At 57.7% G+C, this 20302-nt stretch carries 20 protein-coding genes; 8 read left to right on the top strand and 12 right to left on the bottom strand.

Annotation, left to right across the window (positions count from 1 at the left end; all coding sequences use genetic code 11):
• The first annotated feature begins 29 nt into the window (after positions 1–29).
• Positions 30–2408 (top strand): plasma-membrane proton-efflux P-type ATPase, encoded by a 2379-nt coding sequence (locus ACNO7C_RS05955; RefSeq protein WP_460024203.1) that lies wholly within the window; start codon positions 30–32, stop codon positions 2406–2408.
• On the opposite strand, the gene ACNO7C_RS05950 is transcribed toward ACNO7C_RS05955, so the two are convergent.
• From ACNO7C_RS05950 to ACNO7C_RS05935, 4 genes are read right to left on the bottom strand one after another with little or no spacing between them, the layout of a single operon-like run.
• Positions 2405–3832, bottom strand: a complete 1428-nt coding sequence (locus ACNO7C_RS05950) for a trimethylamine methyltransferase family protein (protein WP_460024202.1) — start codon at positions 3830–3832, stop codon at positions 2405–2407. The two genes, ACNO7C_RS05955 and ACNO7C_RS05950, sit on opposite strands and share 4 nt — an antisense overlap.
• Before the next feature lies 1 nt (position 3833).
• The gene (locus ACNO7C_RS05945; RefSeq protein WP_460024201.1) at positions 3834–4148 is read right to left on the bottom strand and encodes a cobalamin B12-binding domain-containing protein; all 315 of its coding nucleotides are present in this window, start codon (positions 4146–4148) and stop codon (positions 3834–3836) included.
• Between the two features lie 34 nt (positions 4149–4182).
• Positions 4183–4509, bottom strand: a complete 327-nt coding sequence (locus ACNO7C_RS05940) for a B12-binding domain-containing protein (protein ID WP_460024200.1) — start codon at positions 4507–4509, stop codon at positions 4183–4185.
• A 53-nt stretch (positions 4510–4562) separates the two neighbouring features.
• On the bottom strand, positions 4563–4895 hold the full coding sequence (locus tag ACNO7C_RS05935; RefSeq protein ID WP_460024199.1) for a DUF4870 domain-containing protein: 333 nt from the start codon (positions 4893–4895) through the stop codon (positions 4563–4565).
• 152 nt (positions 4896–5047) lie between these two features.
• Between ACNO7C_RS05935 and ACNO7C_RS05930 the strand changes: the two genes are divergently transcribed.
• The gene (locus tag ACNO7C_RS05930; RefSeq protein ID WP_460024198.1) at positions 5048–5332 is read left to right on the top strand and encodes an ATP cone domain-containing protein; all 285 of its coding nucleotides are present in this window, start codon (positions 5048–5050) and stop codon (positions 5330–5332) included.
• 98 nt (positions 5333–5430) lie between these two features.
• Here ACNO7C_RS05930 and ACNO7C_RS05925 read toward each other — a convergent pair whose 3' ends face one another.
• Positions 5431–5808, bottom strand: a complete 378-nt coding sequence (locus tag ACNO7C_RS05925) for an Mth938-like domain-containing protein (RefSeq protein ID WP_460024197.1) — start codon at positions 5806–5808, stop codon at positions 5431–5433.
• A 124-nt stretch (positions 5809–5932) separates the two neighbouring features.
• Here ACNO7C_RS05925 and ACNO7C_RS05920 point away from each other — a divergent pair, with 124 nt between their 5' ends.
• The 5 genes from ACNO7C_RS05920 (at position 5933) to ACNO7C_RS05900 (ending at position 10761) form a co-directional block, all read left to right on the top strand.
• Positions 5933–7831 (top strand): S16 family serine protease, encoded by a 1899-nt coding sequence (locus ACNO7C_RS05920; RefSeq protein WP_460024196.1) that lies wholly within the window; start codon positions 5933–5935, stop codon positions 7829–7831.
• A gap of 63 nt (positions 7832–7894) precedes the next feature.
• Complete coding sequence (locus ACNO7C_RS05915) at positions 7895–8746, top strand: helix-turn-helix transcriptional regulator (RefSeq protein WP_460024195.1); 852 nt, start codon at positions 7895–7897, stop codon at positions 8744–8746.
• Positions 8747–8798: 52 nt separating this feature from the next.
• Positions 8799–9074: a DNA-binding protein Alba gene (locus tag ACNO7C_RS05910; RefSeq protein WP_460024194.1), complete on the top strand. Its 276-nt coding sequence runs from the start codon at positions 8799–8801 to the stop codon at positions 9072–9074.
• Between the two features lie 116 nt (positions 9075–9190).
• The gene (locus ACNO7C_RS05905; RefSeq protein WP_460024193.1) at positions 9191–9985 is read left to right on the top strand and encodes a hypothetical protein; all 795 of its coding nucleotides are present in this window, start codon (positions 9191–9193) and stop codon (positions 9983–9985) included.
• Between the two features lie 38 nt (positions 9986–10023).
• Positions 10024–10761, top strand: a complete 738-nt coding sequence (locus ACNO7C_RS05900) for a hypothetical protein (protein ID WP_460024192.1) — start codon at positions 10024–10026, stop codon at positions 10759–10761.
• A 227-nt stretch (positions 10762–10988) separates the two neighbouring features.
• On the opposite strand, the gene ACNO7C_RS05895 is transcribed toward ACNO7C_RS05900, so the two are convergent.
• The 3 genes from ACNO7C_RS05895 to ACNO7C_RS05885 are packed head-to-tail and all read right to left on the bottom strand — an operon-like array spanning position 10989 to position 14481.
• Positions 10989–12455, bottom strand: a complete 1467-nt coding sequence (locus ACNO7C_RS05895; protein WP_460024191.1) for a hypothetical protein — start codon at positions 12453–12455, stop codon at positions 10989–10991.
• The gene (locus ACNO7C_RS05890; protein WP_460024190.1) at positions 12455–13516 is read right to left on the bottom strand and encodes a DUF1611 domain-containing protein; all 1062 of its coding nucleotides are present in this window, start codon (positions 13514–13516) and stop codon (positions 12455–12457) included. The genes ACNO7C_RS05895 and ACNO7C_RS05890 overlap by 1 nt, the downstream gene beginning before the upstream one ends.
• Positions 13495–14481, bottom strand: a complete 987-nt coding sequence (locus ACNO7C_RS05885; protein WP_460024189.1) for a pyridoxal-phosphate dependent enzyme — start codon at positions 14479–14481, stop codon at positions 13495–13497. Before ACNO7C_RS05885 ends, ACNO7C_RS05890 begins: the two co-directional genes overlap by 22 nt.
• 234 nt (positions 14482–14715) lie before the next feature.
• Between ACNO7C_RS05885 and ACNO7C_RS05880 the strand changes: the two genes are divergently transcribed.
• Complete coding sequence (locus ACNO7C_RS05880; protein WP_460024188.1) at positions 14716–15381, top strand: DUF554 domain-containing protein; 666 nt, start codon at positions 14716–14718, stop codon at positions 15379–15381.
• Here the strand turns inward: ACNO7C_RS05880 and ACNO7C_RS05875 are convergent.
• Genes ACNO7C_RS05875 through ACNO7C_RS05860 form a run of 4 tightly spaced genes read right to left on the bottom strand, consistent with a single transcriptional unit; the run spans position 15378 to position 20300 of the window.
• Positions 15378–16106, bottom strand: a complete 729-nt coding sequence (locus ACNO7C_RS05875) for a LamG domain-containing protein (protein ID WP_460024187.1) — start codon at positions 16104–16106, stop codon at positions 15378–15380. The two genes, ACNO7C_RS05880 and ACNO7C_RS05875, sit on opposite strands and share 4 nt — an antisense overlap.
• 21 nt (positions 16107–16127) lie before the next feature.
• On the bottom strand, positions 16128–16571 hold the full coding sequence (locus ACNO7C_RS05870) for an RpiB/LacA/LacB family sugar-phosphate isomerase (RefSeq protein WP_460024186.1): 444 nt from the start codon (positions 16569–16571) through the stop codon (positions 16128–16130).
• A gap of 34 nt (positions 16572–16605) precedes the next feature.
• Positions 16606–19143 (bottom strand): AAA family ATPase, encoded by a 2538-nt coding sequence (locus ACNO7C_RS05865; protein WP_460024185.1) that lies wholly within the window; start codon positions 19141–19143, stop codon positions 16606–16608.
• Entirely contained in the window at positions 19137–20300 is a 1164-nt protein-coding gene (locus ACNO7C_RS05860) for a metallophosphoesterase family protein (RefSeq protein WP_460024184.1), read from the bottom strand. The genes ACNO7C_RS05865 and ACNO7C_RS05860 overlap by 7 nt, the downstream gene beginning before the upstream one ends.
• Positions 20301–20302 lie beyond the last annotated feature (2 nt).

The raw sequence follows: 20302 nt of genomic DNA, 5'->3' as shown, positions 1-20302 counted from the left end.
TTTTAAACCGCACGACTTATTGTTTTTCCGTGTCTCACCGCACCCTTTATTTCGAGAGCCTTACCGTTGAGGAGACGCTGAGAATTCTCAACACATCCCCTGAGGGGCTCAGCAACGAGGAGGCGGAGAGGAGGCTGGCTGAAGTGGGTCCCAACGAGGTCATGGAAAAGAGGGAGAACCCTGTGCTCGAGTATCTGAAGAGGTACTGGGGGCCTCTCCCGTGGCTCATGGAGGCGACGGCTGTTCTCTCGTACTTGACGGGCAGGGTTCTCGAGGCCTGGATAATGGCCGGGTTGCTCGCGCTTAACGCCACGCTTGGGCACTTCCACGCGAGGTCGAGCAGGAAGGCTGTGGAGGCCCTGAAGAGGAGTCTGAGTATAAGGGTTAGCGTCCTGCGCGATGGCAGGTGGGTTGAGAAGGACGCCAGGGAGCTGGTCCCAGGTGACGTGATCTTTCTACGCCTCGGGAGCATTGTGCCTGCGGACGCTAAGATCATGGAGGGGAACGTTCTAGTGGATCAGTCCGCCCTGACGGGCGAAAGCCTTCCGGTTGAGAAAAGGAAAGGAGACGTGCTCTTCTCGGGCTCGGTCATCAAGCGGGGTGAGGCGAAGTGCGTAGTCGTGAACACTGGAAGCAGGACGTACTTTGGCAGAACAGTAGAGCTGGTGAAGTCCGCCAAGTCGAGGTCGCTCCAGGAGGATACTGTTCTGGCTGTCACCCGCTACATGGTGGCTTTCGGCCTCTTTAGCCTAGCGGTGGCGGGCGCGGTAGGAGTGTTCGAGAAGTGGGGGTTTGTAGACCTTGCAAGGCTGGCTGTGGTGTTCCTCATGTCCTCCGTTCCGGTGGCTCTCCCGGCTGTCCTCACGATCCTTCAAGCGTACGGCGCCTTGGAGCTTTCAAGGCGAGGAGCCTTAGTGACGAGGCTCAGCGCCTCCGAGGATCTCGCCGCGGTGGATGTCGCATGCTTCGACAAGACGGGTACGATCACCCTAAACAAGCTCCGCGTCGTCCGTGTGGATGCACTGGGCATTGAGGAGAGCAGGGTGGTCGAGTACGCTTTGTACGCAACGCGGGAAGAGTCCCTTGACCCCTTGAACCTTGCAGTTATTGAGTATGCTAAAGGCATCGGCTTGGAGAGGGGCAGACTCAAGCTTCTGCGCTTCATCCCGTTTGACCCGTCCCTGAAGAGGAGCGAGGCCTTCGTCGAGGAGGAGGGTCGGGTTCTGCGGATAGCGCTAGGAGAGCCTAGGACTGTTTTTCAGCTGTGCTCGAGAACCGAGAGCGAGGAGAGGTTCCTTGAGGAGAAGCTGGCCGACGCTGCGAAACGGGGGTACAGGACGCTGGCTGTGGCGGTTGGGGAAGAAGGGGGTGAAAGTTTGAGACTGGTCGGCTTAATACACTTGATCGATCCTCCACGGCCTGAGGCTAGGGAGCTGATAAGCGCGCTGAAAAAGCTTGGAGTACGCCCAGTGATGCTGACCGGTGATAACGAAGCTGTCGCGCGTGAAGTAGCGAGGAGCGTAGGCCTCGGTGAGAACGTTGTCTCTGTGCGCAAGCTGGAGAGGGGAGTTGATATTGAAGAGCTCGACGGCCTTGCGGAGGTCTTTCCTGAGGACAAGTTTAACGTTGTCAGGAAGTTCCAGGAGAGGGGCCATGTGGTGGCCGTGACGGGAGATGGGGTCAACGACGCGCCCGCCCTGAGCCAGGCTGAGGTGGGGATCGCTGTTGAGAACGCCACGGATGCGGCGAAAAGCGCCGCGAGCATAGTCCTCGTGAAACCTGGGTTGTCGGTGATCGTAGACGCTGTGAAGATCAGCAGGGTTATCCACGAGAGGGCTGTAACGTGGGTTGTAAACAAGGTTGTTAAAACCGTCCAAGTTATAGGCGTCGTGCTCATAGCCATGGTGTGGCTCAGAAAGATGGCGCTCACGCCGCTCGATATGGCTTTGCTGCTGCTGGCCAACGACTTCCTCACCATGTCTATAGCAACCGACAACCAATACCCGTCTCAGAGGCCCGCAAGGTGGAACCTCCGGGGCGTTATGGTGCTATCTCTTCCCCTTGCAGTATTCTACCTGGTTCCCGCAACCGCTGTGTTGTGGCTATCCTACTTCCGCTTCGGCCTCGACTGGCACGCTTCGCGTAGCCTGCTCCTCCTGGCACTGGTCTACATGAGCCAGTTCAGGATCCTCCAAGTGAGAGAGAGGAGGTTCTTCTGGAGCTCTAAGCCGTGCCGCGAGCTGGCTTTGTCGATGATACTGACCAGCCTGATTTTCACCCTCCTAGCTCTAACGGGGCTCGTGGTAGCGAGGCTCACAGTGGAAGAGGTGGCCTACGCGTTCGCGCTCTCCGCTTCTGTGCTGGTTTCCGACCCCTTGAAGGTCAAGCTTGCGAAGAGGCTTTTTTAAACGTCAGGGGGGCGTTGGCCAACTCTTTCCCATAGTGCCTTCCTTACGCTGTTCAGTCTAGCCAGCCTGTCCCCGTCGAGTGTGGGCGGTGCGTGCTCCCTGAGCGTCCGCAACACCTCCTCGTGGGCCCAGTGAAGCAGGGACTGCTTCGCCTCCTTTCCTCTCGAAGCGACGTCCCAGACTCTGGGCAGTTGTAGCTCCTCCCTGTACCTCGCCCTGGTGTGCTTGTGGGCTAGGAAGTTGCCCCTCTTCTCGAGGACCACCTCCCTGATAACCTCTACCACCTCTGCGTCGGGGCTGAAGCCCCGGGCGATCCTATCCGCCAGCATGCAAACCTCGTTGTCCAGTACTAGCTTCTCGAGAGACTGGACGCTCTCGAACTCGAGCATTCCCGGCCCAGACGCGACGTCGAACCCCGCTACAGCCGCTAGGACCGCCGTGTAGGCGGCTTCTGCCCCTGCCTGGTAGTCTACAGCCTTTGAGTCGCTGAGCCCGAGGTAGCCGTGCACTGGGAGCGAGAAGTGCCTAGCCAGGTCCCTGTACGCCAGCGTGACCAGGACGGACTCGGGTGAGGTTATCACCGCTGTGCCGTAGTAGGGGTGGATCAGCGTCGGCGACCCCCCGTAGATGACCGGCGCGCCGGGCGAGACGATCTGGCTGAGCGCGATGCCGCTTAGGACCTCGGCGTGGTGCTGGACCAGCGCGCCGTAGATGGTGACCGGGGATGTACCGCCAAGCCCGGGCATCGATATGATCTCGGCTGGAACACCGAGCCTTGCTAGGTCTACGAGGTTCCTCGAGGTAACCCTGCTCCAGTTCAGCGGCGGGGTTGGGCACACGTCGAAGATGGCGAATGGCCTAGCGCGGTAGTCCTCCCTCACGGCTTTGAGCATCTCCACCATCAGGGGGAGGTTTTCGACGGTAAAAGCCCCGGTAACGATGGGCTTCGCGGAGTACTTCAGCACAACGTAGAGCCTCTCAGCGTCCTTCACCTCGTTCGGCACCTCTGAGGGCACTAGGGCCGTGCTCTGGGCCTTGAAGCCCTTGAGCGCGTCGACGAGGATCACGAGGTCGCGAAGGTCCTTCAGGGAGGGGTTGCGGGGCTCGCTCGCGCCGAAGTCCAGTATCTTGATGGCCGCTGAGCCGGGGTTGAAGACGGTCCTCCCCTCACCCAGCACCGAGACGAGCCTCCCCTCCCTGTCGTAGAGGGGGATCCGTTTCGGCGCCTTCGAGAGAGCCTCCCTGATGCAGCTCTCCGTGAACAGCACGCGGCCGTTTCTGAGCTCGAGGCCGTTTTGCGTGAGAAGCCTCTCCACCTCCTTGTCCTCGAAGAAGACACCGACCCTCTCGAGCAGGCTGAGCGCCTTCGAGTGCAGTTCCTCTACCTCGTCCCGCGATAGGAGCGTGAGAGCTGGCCTGGGCATGCTACTCAACCCCGAGCATTTTCTTCACGATTCGAACAGCTTCGAAGGCGTCACGGCCCCAGACGTCGGCGCCGATCTCCTTAACCCACTCCTCCGTCACCGGTGCTCCCCCAGCTATCACGATAACCTTGTCGCGCAGACCCCTCCTCTTCAGCTCCTCGATAACGCTCCTCTGCTCGAGCATCGTGGTCGTCATGAGGGCGCTCATACCCACTATCCTGGCGTTGTGCTCGACCACGGCGTCGGCGAACCTCTCCGGGGGTACGTCGACCCCGAGGTCCACCACCTGGAAGCCCTCGGCCTCGAAGACCGCCACTGCGAGGTTCTTGCCCAGCTCGTGGATGTCGCCCCTAACGGTTCCGAATGTCGCCCCTAACGGTTCCGAAGACCGCTACGGCTTTCACGGGCACGCCTGATCCCTTGAAGTGGGGCCTCAGAAGATCCATCGCTGCCCTGAAAGCCTCAGCTGACATGACCAGCTCGGGTATGAAGTACTCGCCCCGCTCGTACAGCTCGCCCACCTTGCGCATCGCGGGCACGAGCACCTCCGTGATGATGCTACGGGGATCCCAGCCCTCGCCGAGTAGCTCCCTCGTCGCTTCGCGCGAAAGCTCCTCGTCTCCATCTACGACGGCTTTAAAGAGCTTTTGCGCCGCTCCGGACTTCCCTCCCGGCATACGGGGCCACAGGAAGCCGTGCTTTAAAAAGGCTAAGCTTTAATGAGCCACGGTTATTGTAGCTTCCCGGCCAGCGTCTTGGCGATGTCTCCCAGTAGCGGGAACTTGTAGAGCTCCCCGCTGTAGGCCTTAACCATGCCGACGATCCACAGGATTACGAAGAGGGCGGAGATGAGCGGGGTTAGGATCCACCTCCCGGGAAAGAATGCCGCGAAGTGGTAGAGCAGGTAGAGGACTATGAATGTGACTGTTGACTGAGCGGCATGGAAGCGGACGAAGGAGCTCTTCTGCTCGAGGATGAGTATGATGATTCCGGAGACGAAGAACAGTAGATAGGAGAGAGCGGCTTCAACCTTCTCGTCGAGCCCAAGCGTCGTGTTCGCCATCGACCTCTCTACTGGGAGCAGGCCTTTAAATACTTCACCAACGTGTTTCGATGCCCAAAAATATTTAGGTAATTAGGTGTAATGCCCATGCTGATTTTCAGCGTAGCTCCCTCAAGGCTATGTTTTTATATGAGTTTTTCGATGAAAAACATGTGGGAATCGTAGTAATTAAGAGGGATGGGACTCGCGAGGAGTTCGCCGTCGAGAAAATAGTCGTGAGCTGCCTTAAGGCCGGAGCGCCGCTTGAAGTGGCGCGGAAGATAGGGAAAATTGTTGAGGGCGACCTTCTGAGGCGAAAGGTCAGCGAGATCACGACGAAGGAGCTCATGAAGGAGGTACTCACGCTGCTGAAAGAGGAGAACGAGGAATGGTACAGGAACTGGATAGTTTTCGACAGGGCTGTCAAGAGGAGGGCCTCAGATAAGGAAGTTGAGTGAGAGGTCGGCCTGTAGCGGTCTCGTCAGCAACTCAGCAGCGCTTTGACCCCTCGTCATCCCCTCAGAGACGTCCACACGGTTTGAGATATCTTTTTCTCTCAGCAGGTCAAGTGGAAAGCCCCCACCACTCTCTCCCCTTTGGAGACAAGCTCGTTGAACGTCTCAACGGCTTTCCCCGTCTTCTCCACGATAACCCTGATGCCGTTTTTTGCGCAGTAGTCGAGAACGCTCCGGTGAACCTTCAGGGCTCCAGCGGACCCCGCGCCGACGACGAGCACGTTAGGCTTGTACTGCTCTAAAGTACCCTGTATGTCCTCTAGGGATAGTAGGTGGCCCTCCCTCCTCCACCAGTTCTCAACTATTACCCCATCGTTGCCGAGGATTATGTCTCGATGATAAACCTTCCCTAACACTTTGATCCTCCCGAAGGAGTAATCTTCGATCACGGGACTCCTACCTCTGAACTCGGCTCGCATCTGATAAGTGTTTTCCTCGCTCTCATTTTGGAATGCTCGGTCTAGTTAATCCAGCACTGCAACACGATGTGTTTGAATCAGAAGTACATAATCCTTAATTATGTGGGTAGCTTCTCCCTAATGTATGTTGAGGGAAACAATCTCTGGCGTTTTGCTCGCGTTGGTTCTACTCAGCACACTTGCATTCACCTCCCCTGCCCCGCAGCAACTGAAGGTAATCGGCTCGGCGTGGGTGCTTGCCCCGGCTGTGTCGCAGACAGACACCGGCTACGTCGGCTCAGCCACGAACATCAGTGTGTTCGTCACCGAGGGCTGGGGTGACGTCTTCGTCTCAACGTACTCGCTGACGCAGGAGGACTTCCAGGGCGCGGCTACAGCGGCCGCGAGGGTTGTGTGCAACGTTCTCGGGCTCAACTTCAGCCAGTACAACTTCTACTTCAAGGTCGCGAGCAACGCCGTGGTAATAGGAGGGCCTAGCGCCGGCGTCGCCATGGCCGTGGCGGTCTACTCGGCCCTCACAGGTGAGCCCGTAAACAGGTCTGTGGCTGTTACGGGGATGATCTCCCCTGACGGTACGGTTGGACCGGTTGGCGGCGTCTACGAGAAAGCGCAGGCCATGGCCTCAAGCGGCGTCAAGCTGTTCCTCGTCCCACCGGGGCAGAGCGTGGTCACTACCTATAAGGTTGTGGTCAGGAGGGTCGGCCCGTTCCAGGTGTACTCGACTCAACCGGTGACTTTGAACCTCACCGACTACGCTATGAGAAACTGGGGCCTCCGGGTAGTCGAGGTCTCAACCATCGAGGAGGCGCTCCACTACTTCTTCAACGCGCCCCTAAAGCCGGCTAGCCAAGCCAAACCTATCGTCACGGACGACGTGAGAGCTAAGGTCAACAGCGTCTGGTCAGCGCTGGAGAAGCTCGCGTCCGACGAGCTGAGCGCGGCGAGAGCATACGTGAACGCCTCAGCCCTAACGTCGTTAACCAAGAGCGCCCTTCTCAGGTACCTGAACGCTTACGCCAGCTCCTACCTCGACGCGGCGAGGAAGCGCAGGGGCGACGCTGGTAGCATACCCCTACTCACGTCGAGCATAGCGGAGTCGAGGTGGGTTAAACTAGTCGTAGACTACTCGGAGGGGAGGAGCCTAGAGGCTCAAGTCAACAGCATCCGCGACGAGATAGCCACCTACCTCTCACTCGCGGAGAAAGCAGGCGCAAAGGACTTCGCGCAGCTAAACTTCAAGGTTCTAGCCGCCGACCTCGCGATAAGGGCTTCAAGGCTCTACAACGCGTCAGCCTCCCAGTGGTCCTCAGACCCGCAGAGCGCTCTGCAGAGCCTAGCCTATGCCTCCGCGCTGCTCGAGGAGGCCAAGCTCTGGCTCGACGGCCTCCCCCAAGATCAATCCACTAGCGCTTTCCAGCAGGCGAGCACGTACCTCTCCATCGCGAGGACGACGTGGCCGTACGTGTACTCGGTACTCTCACAGACTGGTTCACCATCCACCCTCCTCGACTACGCTAGCACGTACTACTCAGCGGCGATGTCGCTCTTCAGCTCAGGCAAGTACTTCCTATCAGCCGTTGCCGCGGCTAGGAGCATTGCCCTAGCTGAGGCGGCGATGCTCGACTTCCAGGAGAGTGCTAGCGGCTCTACGGTCTACGTTGACGTGTCCTCGAGGAGGGCTAGCGAGATCGCGTCGTCAGCCCTAAACCTCCTTGTAGGCATATACTTCTACAACCAAAGCCTAACCGCTACCTCGGACACCGACAAACTAGCCTACTTGAAGCTGTCCTCAGAGCTCGGAAGCTTGACTCTTGAGCTGGCGAAGACCTTCAACGCAACCGCCATCCTGGCGCCAGGTGTTCAGGAAACCCCGCAACCCCAGCCTACCCCGCAGCCCTCTCAGCCCCAGCCCGGAAAGGGCATCTGGGATCGGATAGCGGAGTGGCTTAACGAGCTCTACGTGAGGATCTCTCTGGCCATTGAAGGAGTCGTAAAGTTCTTGAGAAGCCTCATCGGAAAGTAGGCATCTCGCCGAGCCGACTAGTCGTGATATTAGCTTTATAAGCCTCCTTAATTAAATCTCGTCGTGCCCGGTAAAGCCACCGCATTAGTTCCTTTGTTGCTTTTGCTCATCCTATCGCTGGGGGCGCTAGCCCAGAGCCTGCAGGGCTCTGAGGAGCTACGTGTGCAGCCTGGAGGCATAATAGAGGGGAGGATCACGGCGACTTCTCCAGTCGCGGACGTACTCACGATTTCGCTACCGGGGCAGGTCCAATCCCTCAGCGTGGCGAGCTCAATGGAAGCAGTCCCCTTCTACAACCTTTCCGGCAGCACTCTAGCCATGCTGCTTGAACCCGGAGAAGCAGTGAACGTAACCTTCGTGTCCAGGATCTCGTCAGGCGACCCCGCTACGATAGTTGTCGACTCCTGGAATCAGTCGCTAGTCGTCCGGATCCACAGTAGCTACGTGCTACTGGGAGTAGAGCCCGTGCCTGACAGCATCGAGAGGGAGGGAGAGTACCTTGTCCTGAGGTACAGCAGGCTCGGAGAAGACTTCTCGCTGAGCTTTGTTGAACTTCCACCGGAGACGCAGCAACCGCCCTCACTGGGCCCGGGCGCTCCTCAGACACCCGTTATATCCGGTAGCTTAAACCCGTTAACCGTAGCCGCGGCCGCTCTAGTGGCTGCTGTAGCTGTGGGGGTTACGGTCTACCTCGCGAGGAGGGGTAAGAGGGGCGGTGCTGTTCTAACCGAGGATGAGGAAATGATAGTGGAGTTCCTTAGAAGCCGCGGCGGGAAGGCGTACCTCAGCGAGATCCGGAGCGCTCTGGGCATGCCTTCAACCACAGCCCTCAGGCGTGTGAGGAGGCTTGAGGAAAAAGGCATTGTGAGAACCAAAAGAACCTCCGAGGGGCTGCTCGTAGCCTTGGCAAGGTAGGGCTGACAAATAGGTTAATATTCCGACTATGTAATATTTTCCTTGAAAAAAGATGTCTCAAGAATCAACTGTCTATATCGGGGAGAGGCCCGCTAGCACGTACATACTTGAGGTTCTCACGCTTCTGAAGAAGGGAGCCAAAAAGCTGACCGTTAAGGCCAGGGGGCAAAATATCTCCAAAGCCGCTCACGTTACGGAGAGCGTTAAGCGGATGACAGGTGATAAGGTATCGTACGGGCAGATAAAGCTCTACAGCGAGGAAGTCGGTGAGGAGACGAAAGAAAAGTCTGTCCCAGTAATCGAGATCGAAATAATTTCTCACCTCTAGCGCTCCTAGACGTCGAGCGCCTATAACTCTTCACCAAGCTTATATGCTTGAAAATCCTACCCACTGCGTGCTCTCGCTGGGCAAAACATATATAGAATTGTATTGTTACATTACACATGGAAAGCGACGAGTTCAAGGGACTGATCGAAGAGGTAAGGAAGCTGTGGGAAGAAACCTCCTCCAAGCTCGAGGAAATTAACAAGCGTTTGGCGAACATCGAGTCAAGCATGGAAGGAGAGGTTCCGGATGCGCAAGCGCTAGAGCTTCTCGCCGAGGCGAGGAAACTCTCCGCGGAGCTGAGAGAGCTGAAGCACAGGTTTAAGGCTAGGATTAGGGAGCTTCTGGTGCAGCGTGCCTCGTTGTTGGGCTCGGGTAGCTCGTTTTACTCTGACGTGAAGGAGTACATGGAAGATATCGCCGACGAGCTCGAGGAGAGGGTTGAGGAGGTTGAGGATAGGCTTGATACTCTGATAGAGGATATAAAGGAGGCTATCAGGGATAGGAGGTCGCGCAGAGGCTTCCCCGTGGTCGCGATCTCCGGTCCCGGTGGCCCGACCGTTATAAGGGGGAGCATGCGTGCACTTGAGAAAGCCCTAGAGGAGGTGGACAGGATAATCAAGGAGACCCTGTCTGGCCCGTGGCTGCGGACTCCATCTACCATAATCTCTTCGGTCAGGATACCGCAGGCTGATTTGAACGTCATCGATCTCCTCGTCGAGGCGGGGATCTTTAAGAGCAGGAACGAGGGTATCGCCTTCTTCGTGCACAAGGGTATAGAAGCCAGCAGGGACTGGCTTGAGAGAATTCGCGGGAAGCTTGACGAGATCAAGAGGCTGCAGGAGGAGGCACGCAGGGAGCTTGAGAGCATCATGGGCGAGCAAAGGGAGGGCGCGGGGGAAGGGCGGAAATAACTTATAAACCTGGGCTCTTTCTTTACCCTGGTTGGTGAATGTCAACCGAGGCTGAGGAGAGTTCTTACGTCGTGGCCAGGCTACTTAACGGCTTAAAGGAGGTTTACACCTTCAAGGAGCTCGAGGAGCTGCTCGGAATCCCGTCGCAGGTCCTGTGGAGGTACACCAGCTACTCGCACTTCCCCGAGAGGCAGACCGCGAGGAAGATACTCGAAGCGATACGCGAGAAAAGGCTCGTGGAGAAGGCCCTGAAGGAGTGCCTGACGCGCCAGAACGAGATCGTCGAGGAGTGGAGGCTGCTGTTCAACCCCAGGGTGCTGAACCTCATCGGGTACGTGGTCTGGAAGCTGTTCTCGGGACTGGAGGTGGACACCGTCTTGACGTACCCGGAGCGCAACGCCGGTTTAGCGGTTGTCGTAGCGGAGTGGCTCCTCGCAGACGTCGCCGTTGCCTCCGAGAGAGCTTACGGGAACTGGGGGAAGCTCCTCACAGCGTCCTACACGTCAGGAGAGAGAGGCGAGATTATTTACCTGCACGTTCCCAGGGATAGCATCGAGAAGGAAAGCAGAGTACTCGTCGTCAAGAGCATCGTGAACGATTTTCAATCCCTTCACGCTCTGTTCTCACTAGTGGAACAGGCCAAGGCCAACCTCGTGGGGGCTGTTGCTGTGGTCGCTCTCTCAGACAAATGGATCGAAACGGTTTCAAAGCTCGGCTTGAAGAACGTTAAAGTTCTTGTCACGAGGGACGGTACGGGCTTTCGCGTCAACCTATAAGCTCCTCCTTTTCCTTCCCACAGATCCACCAATCTTTGTCATTCCTCATATCTCTTGGGCACACCTCACGTGGGGGGAAGCTTTGCCTTCACTTGAGCAACCTTACCTCAGCCTCCTTATAACCCACCTATAGTAGGGTAGACGTGAGTCGAGCGAGGAAAGAAGCTAAGGATAACTAAAAACACTGTTGTTGCGCTATGGATTCTGAGTCTTGGTGAGGTTCAATCTTAGGCGTTCTTTACCTGTTCCACTTCTTCTTTTGTCATAGGAATCCATTGAGAGCCCATGAGCTTTGTATACCCCTTCGTGTACTCTTCGTAGATCTCCAGGATCCTCCGGCGAAGCTCCCTGTAGGGTATGAAGTCGGGCCTGGCGTTGACGTTGTCGAAGTGTATCATCTCGACATGCCACACCGGCTCGGCTCCGGGTAGTGTCCAGAGCCCGCGCTGGCTGATGAGGTAGAGGGAGTGCTTGACGAGGGACTCTTCGAGGCGTAAGAGGCCTTTCTGTATTCGCTCGGGCAGCGTCTCCACGTGCCTCCTCTCGTACCTTATCAGCGTCGGGTCGATGCCCTCGGCGAGCATCATGAGGAGTACGCCGTTGCACTTGAAGCAGGTCCCGCAGGGCTTCACGACGCCGTTCTCGATGTGCGTGGAGTGGCAGCTTGTCTGGAGCACGGAGAGCTCCGGGTACCTGTTGAACAGTATCCTAAGGACGATTATGGGGCTTATGGGCCTCAGGGGGGACCACTGCTTCACCCTGATCCCCCGCCGTTGCATCCAGTCCGTCATGTAGAGGTCGAAGTCCAGAGACTGGTCGTAGGTGGCGTAGTAGTGCCTGATCCCCTTGTACTCGAACGTGAGGCCTGAGGGGTCGTCGAACTCGTTTCCCATCACAACGTTCCCGACATTGTTCTTGGCGGCGAGAGGCAGGACTGAGAAGATGTAGTGCGCGTACCAGAAGAGCCTAACGGGGTAGATCTCCCGGTTCTTCCTCCAGTAGTTAGGGACGACGATCTTCATGTTCTTCTCGATGAACGCGAAGAGCCTGTCCACGTTGGTCCACACTTTCCTTGTCTTCGGGTCCGTCTCTCTCAGCGCCCTGAAGGCGGTAAGAGCGGTGTACCAGTGCCTCCCCGCCTCGTTGACGAAGTACGGGTAGGTCTCGCAGCCGGCTTCCCTGAGTAACCCGTAGGTTAGCAGGCTCTCCTTCCCCCCGGAGGACATCACCACGCACTTGGAGTAGTCCGGCTCGAAGTCTATGTCGCTGCCCAGGAAGGTTTCGGCGACCTGCACCTCCGCGCGCGGCTTCGCGGTTTCCGGAGTGACCTCCTCCTCGCTCGGTATGAACTCCTCCTTGATGAGGCCTGTCCTGCTCAGAATCCTGTTCACGAGTATGTCGCGGGCTGTGACGTCCATCATGTCAAGGATGAACTTGTAGTCGAGCTCGTGGATAGGGGCCTTAAACTGGATCGTGTCCGTGAAGAGGCCGTAGTTTATGGCGGGGACAACGCCCGCTAGGGTTGAGATCTCGGCGAACCCTCTGATGCCCACGCTCTCGGGGTACGATTGGATGAGCGTGTACTCCTTTCTGACGCCGTCGAAGTGTAGCTCGTACTTAACCCTGGCAGAGCGGGGCTTGACGGCGACTGGACCTACAACGATCTTGTCGAAGCACTTTAGCCTTTCCGACACTAGCCTTTCACCTCGGGGAAGCGCTCGAGAATCAGGTCTACCAGGCGCCCCACGCCCTCTAGTAGCGGGATGACGGTGGGGATTCCGTGCTTCGCCTCGAGCTCTGCGGCGATCCTTTTTGCCTCGTCGTGCGTCAAGTTCTCCGTGTTGATGGTTATCGCGAAGACGGGCCTGTCTGTGATCAGCTCTATCAGCTTAAGGTACTTCTCTAGAGGGGGCATCGGGTACTCTGGGAAGCCGTCCAGGGTCTTCCGACCCGGGGCGTGTTGCAGGATGACTACCTCTGGCTTGAGGAGGTTCAGGATCTCGTAGCTCCCGGGGAATACGGGGTGGAGCAGGGAGCCCTGCCCGGGGACGACGAGGACCCTAGGCTTCTCCTCCGTGTACGCCCTCCAGACGACGTCCTCCAGCACGCCGGGTATGAAGTCGTTCACAACGGAGTCGAGGACGAACACGTACTTCGCGCCCTGCATCCACGCTGTCTGACCCGTGCCTATGAATACGGTCTTCACCCCTCTAGCGTTTAGCTCGTCGGCCACTATATGGGCCACCGTGCGTTTGCCGATGGCGGAGTCCGTGCCTACGACGACCACCTTGAGCGCCTTCACGTCCTTAATCTTCCCCGTGTAGAAGATTCTCGTGTTGTAGAAGATCTTCCTGACGTCAATCACCTCAACCCCCATCTGCCTGGCTAGGGGGCCGAGCTCAGGGTCATCGCTTATGAACTCATGGAGGCCGTTTACGATGCCGATGCCTCTCAGTATGGCGCTCCTGACGATCTCCCTGTAGAGATCCGGGAGCCTGCCTCCAGGGGTGGCCACCCCGATGATGAGGTACTTTGTGTCAGGGTGCTCTGCCAGGGCCTCGTCCAGGTTCCTGTAGATCCTGATCCCGCGGGGCCTCCCGTCTAAAACCTCCCCGGCGTCGCGGCCCGCTAGGGTGCTGTCGATCACGCCGACGATCCTGTACCGCAGGCTTTTCCTGACGAGCCCGTGCGCGGTTTTCCCGTCGGTTGACCTGAAGAGGCCCTCGGCGAGGATCAGTGCTTTAGGCGCCTCCATCTCCCTGTTATCACCGCGACGAGCGGGCCCTCAACCTCCCCCTCAGCCAGAAGCCTCTTTAGAGCTAGGATAGATGAGGCAGAGGCTGGGAGTGAGCTGATTCTCTCCGTCACCCTCAGGAGCATGGCCATCTCCAGCATATCCTCGTCGCTGAACTCGTAAACCCTGCCCCTTGTCGCTCTTATGGCTTCAAGGGCTTCGAGGGCGTTGAAGGACTTGTAGGCTACCAGTGGCTCGTTTACCGGGGTTTCCCTGACCTCAGACCTCGGCAGAGCGACGGGCTCCGCGGACCCCCTCCTCCAGCTCGCCGCGATCTGGTTGCCTAGGCTCGTTGTCCCGCCTATGAGCCTGGGTATTCTCGTCGCCTCGCCTTCGCGGTAGGCGCGGAGGAAGCCGAGGTAGATGCCGACGAGCGTTGTGCCGTTGCCCACGGGGACGGAGACGGCGTAGGGCGCGTCGCCAAGGGCGCTGATTATCTCGCGGGCTATAGAGCTGTATGCCTCCGTGCTCACCTCATCGGACTCTGTTCCAGGGTTGGCGTTGTACCACCCGTTGACTCTGGCTGCGCGAGAGCTGATTTCGACGGCTTCCTCGTAGGTGCCCTCCACGAATACCACGTGCGCGCCGTACCTCTTCATCTCCTCGACCCTGCTGTTCTCGTAGGATTTGGGGACGAAGATCACGGCGCGTAGACCGGCTTGCCTCGCGAAGTAGGATATGGCTACGCCGTAGTTACCGCAGGTGCCGACAGTAATGGTGTCCATACCGAGGTCGACTGCACGGGCGATATGAGCCCTCGCCGCCCGGTCCTTGTGGGTACCGGTTGGGTTTGTACCCTCGTACTTCACGTAGACGGGAGCGCCCTCGAAGCCGAGAAGCCTGTTGAGGGAGCGGAGCCTGAGAAGGGGGGTTTGGAGCCCCAGCAACCTTGCTAAGAGCTGTTTACTAGATGAGTCGTCATCCACCTTCGATTTTCACCCTCATGCACGCGCTTCCATCCCCGAGGTTTTAACGTGACTCTACTCGGATGAGTATAGAGAAAAGATGATCTCTCTGTGTGTAAGTGGGAAATAAACGCTGGAGAGTTTAAGCATCGTACCGCCGCCGGTGTGGGGTAACTTTCACCAGCCCAACTTCGCCTGAAAGGTTTACCTCCACACGGGAGTGAAAGATTTTAATGCGCCTGCATAGAGGCTCCGATGCTCGGAACGGTGGTAAACACACTCGCCGTCCTGGCGGGCTCCTCCATCGGGCTCATCGCGGGTAAGAGAATCCCCGATAGGGTTGTAAGGTTTCTCCCAGAGGTTATAGGGCTTTTCACGATTTCTCTGGGGCTCTCAATGGCCTTGAAGAGCGAGAGGGTGATCTCGCTGCTCTTCTCGCTGATACTCGGCGCTGCCACGGGGGGCGCGCTAGGAATACACGATGGCATTGAGAGGGTGGCGGGCAGGTACAGCCGGGGCAACGGCAGGTTCGTTGAGGGGTTCATGGCGGCTTTCCTCACCTTCTGCGTTGGGCCAATGACGCTCGTCGGCTCGCTACGGGACGGAATGGGTGATCCCTCGATAATCCTCGCGAAGTCGGTTATGGACGGCGTGGTGAGCGTAGCTTTGGCGTCGTCGCTGGGCGTCGGTGTTCTTTTCAGTGCTCCCGCGCTTTTCCTCTTTCAGGGCTCTCTCGCGCTTGTCGGCTGGCTAGCGGGTCAGGTTCTCCCGGAGTTTGCTGTTAGAGAGGTGACAGCCGCGGGTGGTGTTCTGCTCGTTGGCGTGGGCTTAAACCTCCTAGATTTGAAAAAGATCAAGGTAGCCGACGGCTTACCCGCTTTACTCTACGCCGCTGTCCTTCCGCTCCTCCTGACGTTCTAGTAGACTTTCACGTAGTCCACTTCGACGCAGGACCTGGACCTGTTCTCCTGCGTCAGGTGCCTGTAGACCTGCCCAGCGTCACGCCGATTGTACCCGAAAACCGCGTTGTCGATCCACACGTCAGCTCTAGCCTTCGAGGCCGCTCTCTTGCTGAGGGGGATTACCGCGACGAGCGCGTCGTCGATGTAGAAGCTAGCCCTCCCGCTCCGCCACTCCACCCTGTACACGTGCCACTCCCTAAGATCCAAGTCGGGGAAAACCGGCTTGCTCCTGTATATGGTGACACCTATGGCGCCGCCCGTTGCCCTAGAGAGCAGGCTAGGGATGAGCAGGGAGCCCCTGTACAGCTTTATTGGCACGAAGCCCGTGCCTGCTTGGGCGAAGAAGCCCTGGAAGAGGTACGGACCCCTGCTCCGAAGGTGTATGAACCATATGGGCGTGCTCAGGTCGAAAACCATCGAGTGGTTCCAGAAGCCCCACCCTGCAGAGCCGTAGTGCAGGTCTGTCATCCTGATCTTGGCCTCGAAGGTCTTCTCCTCCCATGGGAGATCGTCGAACCTCCCGTCAGAGATCTCGGCGTTGGAGTAGTAGAGAGCCTCTGTTGGGCCGCTACAGAGAATGGCCTTGCTGTCCCTAACGGTTATCGACGCGTAGTTGTCGACGCGGTAGTCCCAGTAGGGGGTCTTTTCCTCGAAGTCGTCGAAGAGCGACTTCTCGTCCTTCACGAAGCCCTTGGCCAGAGGCCCTCACCTCTCCGCGTCAACTCTCTTAAGGAACTCGATGTTCTCCCTTTCGGAGGGATCCGGCTCCCTCACGGAGAACCACTCCTCAAGGATCTCCTTGGCGACCTCCTCTGAGAGGAGCCTGGCGCTTAAGGCGAGGACGTTTGCGTCGTTCCAGAGCCTAGCCCCCCTGGCGGTCTTCGCGTCGAAGCAGAGGGCCGCCCTCACTCCTCTCACCTTGTTCGCTGCGATGCTGACCCCCGTGCCGGTGTAGCATATAACTACGCCCGTGTCGACTTTCCCCTCGGCGACCAGCCTGGCGACCTCCAAGCCCACTTGGGGCCATGGGTAGGGCTTCCCGGTTGCCAGTGAGCCTAGGCGGATGACCTCAAAACCCCTCCTCTCGAGCTCGTCTGCTACGAAGCGAGCAATATAGTACGTGTCATCTGAGCCTACAGCGACCCTCATACAGTTTAATACTTCCAAGAGGGGTTTATTTGCGTTAAATTTCCTCCATGCCTCCGCTTACTCTTACCACGCGCTCTATCCTCCCGTCCTCTACGTGCACCACAGTGGAGTTGGGGGGCTCGTCTACGTCAACGTGGGTTATGAGGAAGATCTGGTCGAAGTACCTGGTGAGCTCCTCGCTGAAGTACCTCATTATCCGCTCCCTTCTCTCGACGTCGGAGGAGCCGAGGGGCTCGTCGAGAACCAGGAACCGGGGGTAAGAGCCCTTAGCCCCGGGGAGCAGGGTTAGCGTGAAAGCGATCCTCATGGCGAGGAGGAACTGGTCGTTCGTGCCGCCTGAGTACACGTCTCTCCTAAGCCACCTTCCAGCCTCGGTGTCGTAGACTTCTATGTCGTAGGTCTCTGGGTCGAGCCGGACAGCCCGGTACCTGCCTCCCGTGAAGTATGAGATGATATTGCTCATATGGTTTTCAACGCTCGGTGCGAAGGCCTCCCGCCTCTTCCTAGAGATCTCCCTCATGGCCTCAATGGCTTTCTGAGCGACCTTCACATCTTCCTCGACCTTCTGTAGCTCGGTGCGCGTGGTTTCAAGGTTCTTCTTTAGCTCGTCCAGATGGAGTATTTTCTCCTCGGCTTCACTAATTCTCTCCGTCAGGTTCTTGATGGTCTCTTCCTGTCTTGCCCGCCTCTGGCTGACGTCGCTCAGCTCCTCGTCGACATGCCTCAGAGCCTCATTGACGGATTCAAGGGATGGGTTTCTAGAAACACTGTCGACGTAGTTAAGCTGACCTAACAACTCCTCAGGGAGCTCTGGAGGCGACATGCTTTTTAGCTCAGCCTCAACCTTACCCTTTTCCTCTGCAAGCTGGCTGAGCCTGAGCCTCAGCGAGCTGATCTCGCTCCGCGTCCTCTCGATGCTTCTTCTCAGCTCCTGCTCTCTCTTCTCCAGAGCCATGATCTCTGCTTCGAGCCTCGACTTGCTTTGCCTTAGCTCCTCAACCTGGGCCTTCAGGCGCTCAACCTCTCCTTCGACGACGTCAACTACGTCTGATGGTGATTTCAACTCCTCTAAGCCAGACTTCGAGGCAATTTCGGATATCGAAGCCTCCAGGAATCTAACCTTGTCCTCGAGAGCGCTCTTCTCCCTCGTGAGTTCTTCCAACCTGTTTTTCTCGCGATCCAGGCTGGATGACAGAGCCTCCTTGGCTCTTATCTCGGAGTCCAGCTTCATTGCCTGGGACGCGATCACGTGCTGCCTTCTCGCCTTCAGCTGAAAACCACTCAGAGCAAGCACGGCGCCGATTAGAATGGAAACTACAGAGAGCAGGGGGCTGAGCGCAAGGAAGAGCAGAGCGGATACTAGGGATGCAGCCACCCCTACTTTGGACCAGACCGGAGTGCTGAGCCTGGACAGCTCCTGCTCCAGCGCCGCTTTCTGCCTTTTAATATCCTCGACTTCTGCGCGGGCCAGTTCCAGTCGCTCGACCTCGAGCTCAGCCTCGGATATCTGATCGGCGAGCTGCTTTATCCTCGCCAGTATCTCCTCCCGCATCTCGTAGTACCTCTTGATCTCAGCCAGTAGCTTCGAGTGCTGCTCTAGCGTGCTTTGAGCCTGAGTGATCTCGTCATCCAGATCCTTAACCTTCCTTTGCAGATAGGGCTTCTGCTCGCCTATGTATTTGAGGTCGTTCTCCTGGTCCCTAAGGCTCTTCTCGAAATTCGCCAGATAGTCCTGAATGGTCTTCGCCTCTCTCTCGACCGCTTCGATTTTCCTCTCCAGCTCTTGCCTGCGCTCCATAAATTTGCGAAGATCCTCTAGGTAGCTCCTCGCGATTTTGAGGATTTTCTCTTTTTCCAGTAGCCTCGAAGCCTCAGCCCTAGTCTTCTCCAACAGGTCCCTCCACTCAGAGACTTTTTTCCTCAGCTCCTCTAGCTCCCTTATTTTCCCCTCAAGCTCTTCGACAGCCCTCGCGAGGTCCTCCCTCTTCCTCTCCTTGTCGCGCCTCTCCTCGTCTAGCCGCTGCATGGCCTTGTTGTAGCTCTCAAGCCCCATCATCAGGTTGATTATCTTCTCGCGGTCACCCTTGTTCATCTCGATTATTCTCTCGAGGTCCTTCTGTGCCACGATGTTCGTCGACAGCATCTCACGCCACGAGACGCGGATAATGCGCTGGACCTCCTCGTTCACCGCCTTAACCCCCGTCGCGATCAGCCTCTCTCCGCCACCCGTGATCTCGATCAGCTTGGCGCTCACCTGCCTGATCGAGTCCCCATCCCTTTCGAGCTCGCGAGCCACCCTGAACCTCTTTCCCTCAACCTCGAACTCGACCTCGACCAGCGCTCTTCGAGACCTGTGGTTCACGACTTCCGCGTAGCCTCTCTGAGGGTTGCCCCTGATAGCGCCTATTGCCTGGTGGTCGCCGTAGATCCCGAAGAGTATTGCTTCGATGAGCGTGGATTTCCCTGCCTCGTTGGGCCCCCTGATAATTATGAATCCCCTGTCTAGGGGTAGGGGGTCGGGTATGCTGAGCCTCCTGAAGTTGACCGCCCTGATGCTCCTGATGACTACCACGCTCCCACCTCCTGCAGGACCTCCAACCCCCTGCTGAGGGCCTTCTTCACAATCTCCGCCTCGTAACCCGAGGACTGCTTAATGGCCTCCTCCATGTAGCGCCTGAAGGATTCTATTGGAGACGTTGCGTCGAGGGACACGCGCACCTCTTTAATGATGCACTTCAGGTCTGAGTCGTCGATCGTGACCAGGAAAAAGCGGTCTTCAAGCCTCTTCAGTATCTCCGCCCTACTGTACCTCGAGAGTTTCTCGAGGGGGATTCTACCCGAAACCACAATCCGGATGATCATCTGCGGGTCGGGTGGAGGGGTCGAGCTGACCACGCGCGCGACGGGGTTCTCAACGCTCTCTTCGAGCTCGACGTAGACTGTTTTCATCCTGCGCGTGGGGACCTCTTCGAAGCTCAGCGATGCCCCTGACCTAGGGTTGAGCTCCGCGTATACGAAGCCCTTCTTCTCGTCGGCCTCCTCGTTGAAGCTCCTCCTTTCGGTGCTCCCGGGGTAGACGACGAAGGCGTTTCTAACTGTTGTGTAGAAGTGGGCGTGTATGTGGCCCAGAGCTAGGTAGTGGAGCCCCTCGGGCACATCCTCGGGTGCTATAGTCGGGGCAGACCAGCTTTTCGGTATCTTAAAGCCCGCGAAGTTGTAGTGCAGCATGGCTATGTTAACGTCTCCCTCGACAGGAATCCTGAGGTTGCGGTAGCGGAGGGGGTTCTCCGTCGCTTCGATAGTGTGATCGTAAGATATGCCCGCCACGGCAACGTCGAAGCCCTCGACGCTGAGGTGCTCCACTCCGAACTCGACGGTGTCCGAGAAGAACGTCACGTAGCCCGCGGCTTCGAGCTCGCTGAGGGGGGACATGCCTTCCTCCTGCGAGCGCGGCATGTCGTGGTTCCCCCCTATCGCGAAAATCCTGATGCCCTCGCCGCTAAGCCTCCTCAAGGCCTGCAGAACCCGCGTGCGTATGGGGTTTCTAGGGTTAACCGAGTCGAAAAGGTCGCCCGTGATCAGGAGAACGTGAGGCTTCACGCTCAGGGCGAAGTCGACGACCCGCAAGAAGGACTTGTAGAAGTCGAGCCTCCTTTCCTGCGCCTTTGGGCCCATGATGCCGATCTTAGGATCTAGGTGGTTGTCGGCCGTATGCACTATTCTTATCATGC

This window comes from Infirmifilum tikiterense (genome assembly GCF_054696565.1).
This window is presented reverse-complemented; position numbering and strand designations above follow the sequence as displayed.